Genomic DNA, 11,862 nt, shown 5'->3' with positions numbered 1-11,862 from the left:
TTGGAAAACAGTTCCGCATCAACCGGTCTGGTTCATGGGAATGCCCCATGGTAGATTCGGGACGGCATTCGAAGAATTCAAAATTAGAAATGCCCCCCTTCTGCGTGGTGGAACATGAGACATGATCTGACCGACCTGCGTTTGTTTTTGAACGTGGGCGAAACCCTTAACCTGACCCGGGCGGCGGAACGCACGTTCCTGTCCTTGCCGGCGGCAAGCGCCCGCGTCAAGCACATGGAAGAAGCCTTCAAGGCGCGCCTGTTGGTGCGGCTGGCCACGGGCGTGGCGCTGACGCCGGCGGGCGAAGTGCTGCTGAAGCACGCCAATGCGGTCTTTCGCCAGCTGGAATGCCTGAACGCCGATCTTCAGCCCTATGCCAGCGGCCTGAAAGGGCGCTTGCGCTTGCTGGCCAACACCACGGCCACCAATTCCTTCCTGGCCGATGCGCTGTCCACCTTCCTGGCGGAAAACCCTGACGTGGATGTCGAGCTGGAAGAAAAAATTTCTGGCGACATTGTCATTGCCATCCGCGCGGGCGCGGGCGACCTGGGCTTGGTGGCCGGCAATATCGATGTAGAAGGCTTGGATGTCACGCCCTTGTTTCGCGACGAGCTCACCGTGGTGACGTCGTTGGACCACCCGCTGGCCGCCTCCAAGTCCGCGCATTTCGTGGACCTGGTCGACGCCTATCAGTTCGTGGGCATCCACCCTGACAGCGCCATCCAGACCTTTCTGGAAGACATTGCCAGCGGCCTGGGCAAGCGCATCTGCCAGCGCGTGCATGTGGGCAGCTTTGAAGCGGTGTGCCGCATGGTGGAAGCAGGAGCCGGCATTGCCGTGGTGCCACGCGCCTGCGCCGCGCGCTACAGCCGGCCCGATGCGCTGCACGTATTGAAGCTGGAAGACCCCTGGGCGCTGCGCGACCGGTTGCTGTGCCGACAGCGCGGCCGAGACCTGCCCAGCTTCGCCGAATGCTTCATCGAACACGTGCAACGCGCCGCGCGCGGACAGTAGGCGCACGGGTTCAGTACGCGTTGCCTGTCGTCCCTTTGGCCTGCGCCGGATGTCGTATCCGCGCCAGGCCCTAGGGAAAATCCTGTCCGCTTACCGAACATTCAATTCGTGCGAAAGAGGGGCTTTTGAAAATGTGTAGCGGTGAATCCGGGCGCTGGGCAAATAATAAAAAAAGCGCAATCAGCAAGCGCGCATAAAAACGGCGGGCGGCAGTACCAAGCTTGACCGTGCATAACACCAAGACCTGGAGACTGCAGTGATTGATCCTCAACGCCGCCGCGTGCTCGCGGGGCTGGGCGCCACGTGCGCGTCGGCCGTACTGCCCACCTTATTTTCTTCCGTTGCCCGCGCCGCCACCTGGCCCGGCCATGCCGTGACGTTCATCGTGCCGTTCCCCGCCGGTGGCCCGGTGGACACGACCGCCCGCTTCACCACGCAGCCCTTGGGCCAGATGTGGTCCGTGCCCACCGTGGTGGACAACAAGTCGGGCGCGGGTGGCATCGTCGGCGCGCAGTTCGCGGCCAAGGCGGCGCCGGACGGCTACAACTTTTTCTTCGCTTCCATCCACCACGCGGTGTTGCCCAGCCTGCGCAACAACCTCACCTACGACATCACCACCGACTTCGTGCCGGTGGGCATGGCGGCGGTGTTTCCCATCGTGCTGGTGGTGAATGCGTCGATGCCGGTGAACACGGTGAGCGAACTGATCGCCTATGCCAAGCAACACCCCGGCAAGCTGTCGTTCGGCTCATCGGGCACGGGCGGCGGCACGCACCTGGCCGGAGAGCTGTTCAACGCCATGGCCGGCACGCGCATCCAGCACGTGCCCTATCGCGGCAGCGCGCCCGCCATGCAGGACTTGCTGGGTGGACAGGTGCAGGTGATGTTCGCGGATGGCCCGTCCGCAGTGCCGCACTTAAGCGGCGGCAAGGTGCGCGCGCTGGGCGTGGGCAACCCCACGCGGTCCAGCATGCTGCCCAACGTGCCCACCATCGCCGAGTCGGGCCTGCCCGGCTACGAGGCCTATTCGTGGAGCGGTGTGATGGCGCCCAAGGGCACGCCGCCCGATATCGTCAAGCGCATGAACGCCGACATGGTGAAGGTGCTGTCGGACCCGGCCACGGCCAAGGGCATGATCGCGGCAGGCGCCGAGCCCAAGCCCGGCACGCCCGAGCAATTCGGCGAATTCGTGCGCAACGAAATCGTGAAATGGCGCGACTTGATCAAGACGGCGAATATCAAGCTGGAATAACGCAAGCAAGAGGCGGCGTGCAAGCGGAAAGCGAGCACGCCGCCTTTTTTGTTGTGTCTCTACCGGGTCAGCGCAACGCCGCCCGCGCACCGCGATATTCCGCTTCCAACTGATCCACCAGCGTCGCGATCGACAGAATCTCCTGCGCCGCGCCCACGCCTTGTCCGGCGCTCCAGATGTCCTTCCAGGCCTTGGGCCGCGAGTTCTTGTCCATGTTGGCCGGGGGCGCTTCGCCATTGCGGGACAAGGCCACGGGGTCCAATCCCGCCGCCAGAATGCTGGCCGACAAGTAGTTCGCGGGCACGCCGGAGAAGTACGGGGTGTAAGTCACGTCAGCCGCCTGGGCTTGCAACACCATCTCGCGATAGGAGTCGCCCGCCAATGATTCCTGCGTGGCGATGAAGCGCGTGCCCATGTAGGCGAAGTCGCAGCCCAGGACCTCGGCGGCAAGCACATCCTTGCCATGGCTGATGCAGCCCGATAGCGCCAAGGGGCCATCGTAGAAAGCGCGGATTTCGTTGATGAGCGCAATGGGGTTGATCTGGCCCGCGTGGCCGCCCGCGCCCGCCGCTACGAGGATCAGGCCGTCGACCCCCGCCTCCAGTGCGCGCTTGGCGTGCCGTACGTTGGTGACGTCGTGATAGACCAGCCCGCCGTAGGGATGCACGGCTTGCACCACGGCTTCGGGGGCATGCAGTGACGTGATGATGAGCGGCACGCGCCGTTCGGCGCAGATGGCCAGGTCGCCCTGCCAGCGCGGGTTGCTGGGGTGGATGATCAGGTTCACGCCGTAGGGCGCCACCTTGGCCGTGGGGTGGGCGCGTCGGCGGGCGGCCAGGCCGTCTTCGATGCGGGTGAGCCAGTCTTGCAACTGTTCCTGCGGACGGGCGTTCAGGGATGGAAAGGTGCCGATGATCCCCGCCGCGCATTGCGCCACGACCAGCTCGGGCCCAGAGACCAGAAACATGGGGGCGCCGATGATCGGCAGGCGGGTCTGGGCGCGTAGCGCAAGCGGAGGATGCATCAGTGGGCTCCGGTAGAGGTCAGTTGGCCTGGATGTTGGCGCTTTGGATGACGTCCGACCACAAGGCGTACTCGCGGTCGATACGGGCTTGCAGGGCTTTGGAATCACCCGTGTTGATGGCGTAGCCGCCTTCGGTCATGGCTTTGCGGAACGCGGGGTCTTGCGACACGTCTTGCAGCGCGCGGGTCAGGCGGGCCGAGACGGCGTCAGGCAATTTCTTCGGGCCGACCAGCGCGTACCAGCCCACGACTTCGTAGTCCTTCATGCCGGCTTCGATCATGGTGGGCACATCCGGCAGTTCCGGGTTGCGGGTCTTGGACGTGACGGCCAGCGCGCGCGCCTTGCCGCTCTTGATGAAGGGAATGGCGGTGCTGGTGATGTCGAACATGAACGTCACCTTGCCGCTGACCACGTCCATCATGGCGGGCGAGTTGCCCCGGTAGGGCACGTGCAGCATGGGCGCATCGGCCTGTTTTTTCAGCAGCTCGGCCGACAAGTGGTTCGAGGCGCCGATGCCGGCCGATCCGAACGACACCGCATCGGGATGCGAGCGCGCGTAGTTGACCAGGTCGCCGACGTTCTTGGCGGGAATCTGCGGGCCGATCAGCAGCACGTTGGCGTAATCAACCACCAGCCCGATCAGCGAGAAGTCGCTGCGCGGATCGAACAGCTTGCTGCGCTGGACCAGGGGCGACATGGTCAGGGTGGGGCTGGCGGCAAAGCCCAGCAGGTAGCCGTCGGGCGAGGCCTTGGCGGTGGCGTCCGACGCGATCATGCCGCTGGCGCCCGCGCGGTTTTCCACGACAACCGTCTGGCCCAGCTTGTCGCCCAGATACTTGGCGAAGACGCGGGCCGTGGTGTCGACGGGGCCACCAGGGGCGTAGCCCACCAGCAGGCGGATGGGGCGGTCGGGATACGCCTGGGCACTGGCCGAGGACGCCATGGCGAAGGCTGCCGTGGCGGCGGCCACGGCAAAGAGGGTCTTGAGTTTCACGCTGTTGTCTCCTTGTGGTTAAGAGGCCGGTCGTGGAGCGGAAACAGCGAGTCCGCGCCTACGCCAGCCTTTCTTTCAGCGGTTGCTTCAGGATTTTTCCGCTGACGGTCGTGGGAATGGTGTCGATGGGAATGATTCGAGCGGGCCGCTTGTACGGCGCCAGTTGCGCGCGCAGGTGCAGCATCAAGAGTTCGGTGTCGACCTTGGCGCCGGGCAGGGGCTCGACAAAGGCGATGACCTCTTCGTTCTGGTCGGCGGTGTTGCGGCCCACTACGGCGGACAGGCGCACGCCCGGGAACGCGTTGATGACCGACTCGACTTCGATGGGGTAGACGTTGAAGCCCGAGCGGATGATCAGGTCCTTGGAGCGGCCAGCGATGAACAGCGCGCCGCTGTCGTCCACGTAGCCGATGTCGCCGGTGTTGAGCCAGCCGCCGGGCAAGAGCGCTTGCTGCGTTTGTTCAGGGCTGCGGTAGTAGCCCAGCATGACGCCGGGGCCACGGATCAGGATGTCGCCGCGTTCGCCGGGCTTGGGGGCGTCGGCGTCGGGGCTGCCCAGGCGTAGCTCCACGCCGTCCACCGCATAGCCCGCCGAGCAGTCGTCGCGCGGTTCGTCGATGCGGGTGATGAACATCGAACCCGCGTATTCGGTGATGCCGTAGCCGTGATGCATGGCCACGCCGAAGTAGCGTTCGGCGTCGCGCTTCAGCGTGGGGTCCAGCGCCGCGCCGCCGGTGTACAGGTAACGCAGGGCGGGGGCGCGCAGGTCGGCGCGGGGCGGAGCCACGGCCATCATGCGGCTGAACATGGTGGGCACGCCCTGCAAGATGCTGACGCCTGGATGCGCCAGGGCCTTGAAGGCGTCTTCGGCGTCGAAGCGGCTGCGCAGCACCAGGCTGGCGCCCGCGTGCAGGGTCGCCATCAGCACGGTGGCAATGCCGAAAATGTGCGACATGGGCAGCGCCGCATAGCCAATGTCGTGCGGCGTCAAGCGTCGCGACGCGGCCGACACCCGCGCGAAATGCAGCAGGCCCCGATGCGGTACCAGCACGCCCTTGGGCGCGCCGGTGGTGCCGGACGTGTAAATGACGGTCGCCACTTCCGAGGCCAGCGCACCGCTTTCCGCAAGGGTGGGGGTGGCGGTGCGCGCGGCCTGCACGCCCGGCCCCCAGACGGCGGGGTCCGCATCCACCGCGCCGGCAGCGGCGGCGTGGTCGGCCGCCGCGCCAGACACACCCGTGGTGTAGAGCAGCAGTTCAGGTTGGGCGTGTTGGCGGATGTTGTCGACTTCGCGTGCCGACAGCCGCGCGTTCACGCCCACCGGCCATGCACCCGCCACACCGCATCCGAACAGCGCCGCGATCATCGCCGTGCAGTTTTCCCCCACCATCAGCACCCGGTGGCCCGGCTGCACGCCTTGATCACGCAGCCATTCGGCCACGGCCTGCACGCGCTGCCACAGTTGCGCGTAGGTCAGGGCGCCGCCGCCTTCTTCGTAAAGCACAACAGCGTCGGGTTGCTGGCGCGCTTGCCGTGCCAGCAGTTCATGGATGCGGGTGAGGGGTTCTGCGTGAGACATCGATAGCGCCGTGTGGGTCAAAGTGCAAGGTGCGTTCAGAGCGTGGCCTGGGTGCCCAGGATGGCGGTTGATTGGCTGGACAGCGTGCCGCCGTTGCCGTGGACCAGCGCCAGTTGCGCGTCCGCGACCTGGCGCGCGCCGCATTCCCCGCGCAATTGGCGCACGGCTTCAATCATGATGAAGACGCCATACATGCCGGGGTGCACGCAGCACAGCCCGCCGCCGTTGGTGTTGACGGGCAGCCTGCCGCCCGGCGCAATGGCGCCGTCCGCGATGAAGTCCTTGGCTTCGCCCTTGGCGCAAAAGCCCAGGTCTTCCAGGAACAGCAAGGTGTTGATGGTGAAGGCGTCGTAGAGCTCGACCACGTCGATGTCGCGCGGCGACACGCCCGCCATCTCGAAGGCCTGCTTGCCCGATTGCGCGGCGGCGGTGACGGTGAGGTCGTGCATGGACGAGATCTGCCGGTTCCATACCGCGGTGGCGTTGCCCAGCACGTACACGGGCGGGCGCGGCAGGTCGCGGGCGCGGTCGGCGCGCACCAGCACAAAGGCGCCCGCGCCGTCGGTGACCAGGCAGCAATCTCGCACGCTCAAGGGGTCGGACACCATGCGCGCCGACAAAATCTGGTCCAGCGTGGTGGGCTCACGCAGTTGCGCTTCGGGGTTCAACTGCGCCCATTGGTTGGCTGCCAGCGCCACTTGCGCCAGATGCTCGCGGCGCGTGCCGTACTGGTGCATGTGGCGGGCGGCGGCCAGCGCGTAGGACGACAGCGGGCTTAGCGGGTCGTAGGGCGTTTCATAAGGCTGCGGGTCGAACTGCTTGCGCACGCGGCCCACTTCGGCGCGGCTCAACGTAGACGTGCGCTGCGTGCTGCCATAGCAGACCAGCACGGCGTTGCACTGGCCCGAGGCCAACGCGTGCATGGCCGGCAACAGGTGCGCCACGAAGCTGGAACCGCCCAGCATGGTGCTGTCGATGAAGGTGGGGCGGATGCCCAGGTGTTCGATCACCGGCATGGCCCACATCGGCGCGGCGACGCTGGCGGTGCAGATGCCATCGATGTCGCGCAGCGTCAGGCCGGCGTCGGCCACGGCGCGTTGCGCCGCCTGCACCAGGATTTCCATTTCGGTAAAGCCGTTGGCCTGTCCCAGGCCCGCATGGCCCACGCCGGCCACGGCGACGGCACCGCGCAAATCGTTAAGCGTCATGCCGCCTCCTGGGTGGGGTCAAAGACCACAAGGCCGTGGCCGTCTTGTTGAATGACACGGGCGCGCACGGCCATGCCGATACGCACGTCGGCGGGCGCCACGCCTTCCACGCGGCTCATCAGCCGCACGCCTTCTTGCAGGTCGATCAGCGCCACGTTGTAATCACCGCCGGCCTCGGGCTTGCGGCGCACGACGGTGGTGGAATAAACCGTGCCGCGTCCGTCGGCCGGTGCAAAAGCCAGTTTGTCGGCGCCGCAGTGCGGGCAGACCATGCGCGGATAGAACACGGCGCGGTCGCAGCCGCCACAGTGCTGAATAAGAAAACGGCCCTGATCGAGCGCCTGGCGGTACTGCGCCTCGACGCCCTGCGACACGCTTTCCTTGGGATCGGAAACAGTCATGGTGCGATGGGATTCCAGTGGATGACGGCTGCTAGTGTCGGTACTGCGCCAAGGTTCTGCCATTCTTCATTGCTGAAGCAGGCCTTTTGCGAAGCGATAGTGGGCGCCGTCTGCGCCGGGCGCCGTCTGCGCCGCCCTACATCCAGCGCGAAGCCGGTCTTCGGAAGAGGCAGATTGTCCGGCCGCGCGCGCCATGGCTAGATACCGGGCAAAGGAGGTAGACCATGAACCTGACCTGGACGCCGCAAGAGCGCCAATTCCGCGACGAGGTGCGCGCGTTCGCCGCCACCCAGTTGCCCGCCGACATCCGAGACAAGGTGTTGCGCCATCAGCGCCTGGAGCGCGACGATTACGTGCGATGGCACAACATCCTGGCGGACCACGGCTGGGGCGCGCCCAACTGGCCCGTCGAGCATGGCGGCACGGGATGGAACGCCTTGCAGCGCCTGATCTTCGAAGTGGAATGCTTCAAGGCCGGCGCGCCGCGCCTGCTGCCGTTCGGCTTGTCGATGATCGGCCCGGTGCTGATGAAGTACGGCAGCGCGGAACAACAGGCGCGCCTGTTGCCGCGCATTCCGCGCGTGCAGGACTGGTGGTGCCAGGGCTATTCCGAACCAGGTTCGGGTTCCGACCTTGCGTCGCTGAAAACGCGCGCCGTGCGCGATGGCGATGACTACGTCGTCAATGGCCAAAAGACCTGGACCACCTTGGCGCAGTACGCCGACTGGATGTTCTGCCTGGCCCGCACCGACCCCGACGCCCGCGCGCAGCGCGGCATTTCGATGCTGCTGCTGGACATGCGCGCGCCGGGTGTGACGGTGCGTCCCATCCGCACACTGGACGGCGGCCACGACGTGAACGAAGTCTGGCTGGAAAACGTGCGCGTGCCGGTCGCCAATCTGGTGGGCGAGGAGAACCAGGGCTGGACCTACGCCAAATACCTGCTGGGCCACGAGCGCACCGGCATCGCCGGCCTGGGCCATTGCCATCGCGAACTGGGCATCCTGAAACAGATGGCAGCCCAAGCGCAATCGCGCGGCAAGCCGCTCTTGGCCGACAGCCGTTTCCGTGACCGCATTTCGCGTATTGAAGTCGACATCATGGCGCTGGAAATGCTGCTTCTGCGCGTGGCCTCCAGCAACGACGGCACGCCGGGCCCCGAGGCTTCGGTGCTGAAGATACGCGGGTCTGAAATCCAGCAGGACCTGGCGATGCTGCAAATGGAAGTGGCGGGGCCGGACGCCTGGCCTTACGACCCCGACTGGCTGCTGGCCGATCACGATACCCACGGACCCGGCCCCGAGATGGCCGCCGCCGCCGGCGCGGGCTATGCCGATATGCGCAAGACCTCCATCTACGGCGGCACGACCGAAGTGCAGAAGGGCATCATCGCCCGCCTGGTGCTGGGCCTGTAGGCCCCGCGCAACCCGACAGGAAGACACGCATGGATTTCCTCTATACCGAAGAACAGCGCATGCTGGCCGACAGCCTGCGCCGCCTGGTGGACCAGGCATGGACGTATTCCCAACGCCGCGCGCGCCAGGCCAGGGGCACGCTGGACGCCCACGCCTGGGGCGCACTGGCCGAACTGGGCGTACTGGGCCTGAATATCTCGCAAGACTTCGGCGGCTTCGGCGAAGTGCCCGCCAGCCTGCTGCCCGTGCACGTGGAGCTGGGCCGTGGGCTGGTGTCCGAGCCGGTCATTCCCAGCGCGGTCATGGGCGCGGCGCTGCTGGATGCTTGCGGTGACGCCGCGCGCGGCCGCTGGTTGCCGGCCATTGCCTCGGGCGAAACGATTGTCAGTGTGGCCTATCATGAACCTGGCCGTCGCTACGACACCCGGCCGCAAGATTGCCGCGCCGCCAAGTCCGCCCAGGGCTGGCGGCTGGACGGCGCCAAGCACCTGGTGTGGCATGGCGCGGCGGCAAGCGCATGGCTGGTGAGCGCGTTAGGGGCGGATGGCCAGACGGTGCTGCTGGCGGTGCCTGCTGATGCGTCGGGCGTGCGGGTCACCGACACGCCCACGCTGGACGGCGCCCGCTGCGCCCGGCTGGATTTCAACGCGGTGGGCCTGCCCGCCGACGCCTTGCTGGCGGAAGGCCCGCAGGCCGACGAGGCCTTGGCCCAGGCCTTGCAGTGGGGCACGGCGGCGCTGTGCGCGCACGCGGCCGGCGCCATCGACCGCCTGCTTGAAATCACGGTCGACTATCTGAAAACTCGTAAGCAGTTCGGCCAGCCGCTGGCGTCGTTCCAGGCCTTGCAGCACCGCCTGGCCGAGATGCTGGTGGCCAAGGAACTGGCCTTGTCGATGGCCTATGTGGCCGTGGCCGCCCTGACCGAACCCGATGCTGTGCAGCGCCGCCGCATGATTGCGTCGGCCAAGCTGGAGGCCGCGCGCGCCGGACGCCAGGTGGCGCAGATGGCGGTGCAATTGCACGGCGGCATGGGCATGACCGACGAGCTGGACGTGGGCGACTACTTCAAGCGCTTGACCATGGTGGATCAGTTGCTGGGCGACACGGCCGAACAACTGGCGATGCTGGAGGAATTGGCGATTCTTGAGGAGCAGGCATGAGCGCAACGCACAACGCCACGGGCGAACATTTCACGCAGATTCAGTTCACGCTGTCGGACGGCGTGGGCGTCATTACGCTGAACCGGCCAGACCGGCTCAATAGTTTCACCGAGGTCATGCACGCCGAACTGGCGCGCGCGCTGGATGTCATGGAGGCGCACGCGGGCTTGCGCGGCCTGGTCATCACCGGCGCCGGCCGGGGCTTTTGCGCGGGGCAGGACTTAAGCGAGCGCAAGCCCGCCGAAGACGGCGCGCGGCGCGACCTCAGCCAGATGCTTGAGAAGTGCTATCGGCCCTTGATCACACGCTTGCGCGCGCTGCCGGTGCCGGTGGTGTGCGTGATGAACGGCGTGGCGGCGGGCGCCGGGGCCAGCCTGGTATTGGCGTGCGACGTGGTGTTCGCCGTGCAATCGGCGCGTTTCGTGCAGGCCTTCAGCAAGATCGGCTTGTTGCCCGATGCGGGCGGCACGTGGTTCTTGCCACGCCTGGTGGGCTCGGCCCGGGCCATGGGCGCGGCTTTGTTCGGCGAGTCGGTCAGCGCGACCCAGGCGGAAGCGTGGGGGCTGATCTGGCGCGTGGTGCCGGACGACGCACTGGCATCCACCTTGTCGGACATCACGGCCACCTTGGCCACGGGGCCCACGCGCGCGTATGCAGCCACCAAGGCCGCGCTGCATGCGTCCAGCGGCAATACGCTGGCACAGCAGTTCGACCTGGAATGCCAGTTGCAACGAGAGCTGGGCTACACCGACGACTACCTGGAAGGCATGCGCGCCTTCGCGGAAAAGCGGCCGCCTGCGTTTACCGGAACCTGAGGGCCGAGCTTGACTGCGGCTGCCCGGCGCTTCGCGCGCCTAAGGCTTGCGCGGTGTCTGGATCTGTTCGATCAGGTCGCGCGCGCAGCCGGGCAGGGCGTCGATGTCGCGCACCAGCAGCTTGCGTTCGCGCACCACCCAGGGTTCATCAAGCTCTACCACGCGCAACTTGGTGTCGGCGCCATAGCGGCGGGCGGCGGAATCGGGAATCACGCCGATGCCCACGCCGGCCTGCACCATGCGGCAGATGGAATCGAAGCTATACAACTGGATGCGCTGCGGCAAGCGTTGGCCGCCGCGCTCCAACTGGTCGCGCAAAAAGGCCACCAGCGTGGAGCCTTCGTGCATGGTGATGAACGGATAGCGCACCGCGTCCACCAGCTTGACCTTGTCCTGGTCTTGCAGCGGATGGCCGTTGGGCACCACCAGCACCAGCCGGTCGGTGCTGAAGTGGATGGCTTGCAACTCGGGGGCGTCCACCGGGCCGGCCACGATGCCCAGGTCGGTGGTGCCGTCCAGCACGCCGCGCACGATGTCGCGCGTCAGGCGTTCTTGCAGGTCGACCGTAACGCCCGGATGCACCGACAGGAACTGCGCCAGGATGTCCGGCATGAATTCGGTGACGGCCGTGGTGTTGGCGAAGATGCGGATATGCCCGGCGTCGCCATCGGATTGTTCCTGGAAGTCATGCTTCAGGTGGTCGACCTGCCGCATGATGACGCGGGCGTGCTGTAGCAGCTTCTGGCCGGCGGGCGTGATTTCCACGCCCCGGCTGTCGCGGTACAGCAAGCGGGAATTGAGCTGGTTCTCAAGTGCCTTGATCCGCACGCTGACGGCGGCCAGGGACAGATGCGCGCGTTTCGCAGCCTGGGTCAGGCTGGGAGATTCGGCGATGTGGATGAACAGGCGTAGGTCGGCTAGGTCGAAGTGCATGCGGCATAGTTTACGGCGCGCCGCGTCGGGGCTGGGCCTGGCTTGTCGATTCAGGCGCCGCAAACCC

11 protein-coding genes are annotated in these 11,862 nt (G+C 66.4%); 5 read left to right on the top strand and 6 right to left on the bottom strand.

Going from position 1 to position 11,862, the window contains the following annotated elements:
- Nucleotides 1-114 precede the first annotated feature (114 nt).
- Nucleotides 115-1,014 (top strand): LysR family transcriptional regulator, encoded by a 900-nt coding sequence (locus CVS48_RS01915; RefSeq protein WP_100853022.1) that lies wholly within the window; start codon nucleotides 115-117, stop codon nucleotides 1,012-1,014.
- 256 nt (nucleotides 1,015-1,270) lie between these two features.
- Nucleotides 1,271-2,266 carry a Bug family tripartite tricarboxylate transporter substrate binding protein gene (locus CVS48_RS01910; RefSeq protein ID WP_100853021.1) on the top strand — a complete coding sequence of 332 codons (996 nt, stop codon included), beginning with the start codon at nucleotides 1,271-1,273 and terminating at the stop codon, nucleotides 2,264-2,266.
- A 67-nt stretch (nucleotides 2,267-2,333) separates the two neighbouring features.
- Here the strand turns inward: CVS48_RS01910 and CVS48_RS01905 are convergent, their stop codons facing one another.
- Genes CVS48_RS01905 through CVS48_RS01885 form a run of 5 tightly spaced genes read right to left on the bottom strand, consistent with a single transcriptional unit; the run spans nucleotide 2,334 to nucleotide 7,472 of the window.
- The gene (locus CVS48_RS01905) at nucleotides 2,334-3,290 is read right to left on the bottom strand and encodes an NAD(P)H-dependent flavin oxidoreductase (protein ID WP_100853020.1); all 957 of its coding nucleotides are present in this window, start codon (nucleotides 3,288-3,290) and stop codon (nucleotides 2,334-2,336) included.
- Between the two features lie 19 nt (nucleotides 3,291-3,309).
- Entirely contained in the window at nucleotides 3,310-4,284 is a 975-nt protein-coding gene (locus CVS48_RS01900; protein ID WP_100853019.1) for a Bug family tripartite tricarboxylate transporter substrate binding protein, read from the bottom strand.
- A gap of 58 nt (nucleotides 4,285-4,342) precedes the next feature.
- The gene (locus CVS48_RS01895; protein WP_100853018.1) at nucleotides 4,343-5,863 is read right to left on the bottom strand and encodes a class I adenylate-forming enzyme family protein; all 1,521 of its coding nucleotides are present in this window, start codon (nucleotides 5,861-5,863) and stop codon (nucleotides 4,343-4,345) included.
- Between the two features lie 35 nt (nucleotides 5,864-5,898).
- Nucleotides 5,899-7,071 carry a thiolase gene (locus CVS48_RS01890; protein ID WP_100853017.1) on the bottom strand — a complete coding sequence of 391 codons (1,173 nt, stop codon included), beginning with the start codon at nucleotides 7,069-7,071 and terminating at the stop codon, nucleotides 5,899-5,901.
- Nucleotides 7,068-7,472: a Zn-ribbon domain-containing OB-fold protein gene (locus tag CVS48_RS01885; protein ID WP_050447482.1), complete on the bottom strand. Its 405-nt coding sequence runs from the start codon at nucleotides 7,470-7,472 to the stop codon at nucleotides 7,068-7,070. Before CVS48_RS01885 ends, CVS48_RS01890 begins: the two co-directional genes overlap by 4 nt.
- 224 nt (nucleotides 7,473-7,696) lie before the next feature.
- On the opposite strand from CVS48_RS01885, the gene CVS48_RS01880 reads away from it, so the two are divergent.
- Genes CVS48_RS01880 through paaG form a run of 3 tightly spaced genes read left to right on the top strand, consistent with a single transcriptional unit; the run spans nucleotide 7,697 to nucleotide 10,862 of the window.
- A complete protein-coding gene (locus tag CVS48_RS01880; RefSeq protein WP_100853016.1) occupies nucleotides 7,697-8,887 on the top strand; it encodes an acyl-CoA dehydrogenase family protein in 1,191 nt (396 codons plus the stop codon).
- Nucleotides 8,888-8,916: 29 nt separating this feature from the next.
- Nucleotides 8,917-10,047, top strand: a complete 1,131-nt coding sequence (locus CVS48_RS01875; protein WP_100853015.1) for an acyl-CoA dehydrogenase family protein — start codon at nucleotides 8,917-8,919, stop codon at nucleotides 10,045-10,047.
- Nucleotides 10,044-10,862: a 2-(1,2-epoxy-1,2-dihydrophenyl)acetyl-CoA isomerase PaaG gene (paaG, locus tag CVS48_RS01870; RefSeq protein ID WP_100853014.1), complete on the top strand. Its 819-nt coding sequence runs from the start codon at nucleotides 10,044-10,046 to the stop codon at nucleotides 10,860-10,862. Before CVS48_RS01875 ends, paaG begins: the two co-directional genes overlap by 4 nt.
- A gap of 39 nt (nucleotides 10,863-10,901) precedes the next feature.
- Here the strand turns inward: paaG and CVS48_RS01865 are convergent, their stop codons facing one another.
- Nucleotides 10,902-11,795 carry a LysR family transcriptional regulator gene (locus CVS48_RS01865; protein ID WP_100853013.1) on the bottom strand — a complete coding sequence of 298 codons (894 nt, stop codon included), beginning with the start codon at nucleotides 11,793-11,795 and terminating at the stop codon, nucleotides 10,902-10,904.
- Nucleotides 11,796-11,862 lie beyond the last annotated feature (67 nt).

This window comes from Achromobacter spanius (genome assembly GCF_002812705.1).
Classification (GTDB): Bacteria; Pseudomonadota; Gammaproteobacteria; order Burkholderiales; family Burkholderiaceae_B; genus Achromobacter; species Achromobacter spanius.
The sequence above is the reverse complement of the archived record's forward strand: the minus strand, read 5'-3'. Positions and strand labels throughout refer to the sequence as shown.

Coding starts and splice junctions, on each gene's coding strand:
- CVS48_RS01865 (WP_100853013.1), bottom strand. CDS start 11,795: ATGCACTTCGACCTAGCCGACCTACGCCTGTTCATCCACATCGCCGAA.
- paaG (WP_100853014.1), top strand. CDS start 10,044: ATGAGCGCAACGCACAACGCCACGGGCGAACATTTCACGCAGATTCAG.
- CVS48_RS01880 (WP_100853016.1), top strand. CDS start 7,697: ATGAACCTGACCTGGACGCCGCAAGAGCGCCAATTCCGCGACGAGGTG.
- CVS48_RS01905 (WP_100853020.1), bottom strand. CDS start 3,290: ATGCATCCTCCGCTTGCGCTACGCGCCCAGACCCGCCTGCCGATCATC.
- CVS48_RS01915 (WP_100853022.1), top strand. CDS start 115: ATGAGACATGATCTGACCGACCTGCGTTTGTTTTTGAACGTGGGCGAA.
- CVS48_RS01895 (WP_100853018.1), bottom strand. CDS start 5,863: ATGTCTCACGCAGAACCCCTCACCCGCATCCATGAACTGCTGGCACGG.
- CVS48_RS01885 (WP_050447482.1), bottom strand. CDS start 7,472: ATGACTGTTTCCGATCCCAAGGAAAGCGTGTCGCAGGGCGTCGAGGCG.
- CVS48_RS01890 (WP_100853017.1), bottom strand. CDS start 7,071: ATGACGCTTAACGATTTGCGCGGTGCCGTCGCCGTGGCCGGCGTGGGC.
- CVS48_RS01875 (WP_100853015.1), top strand. CDS start 8,917: ATGGATTTCCTCTATACCGAAGAACAGCGCATGCTGGCCGACAGCCTG.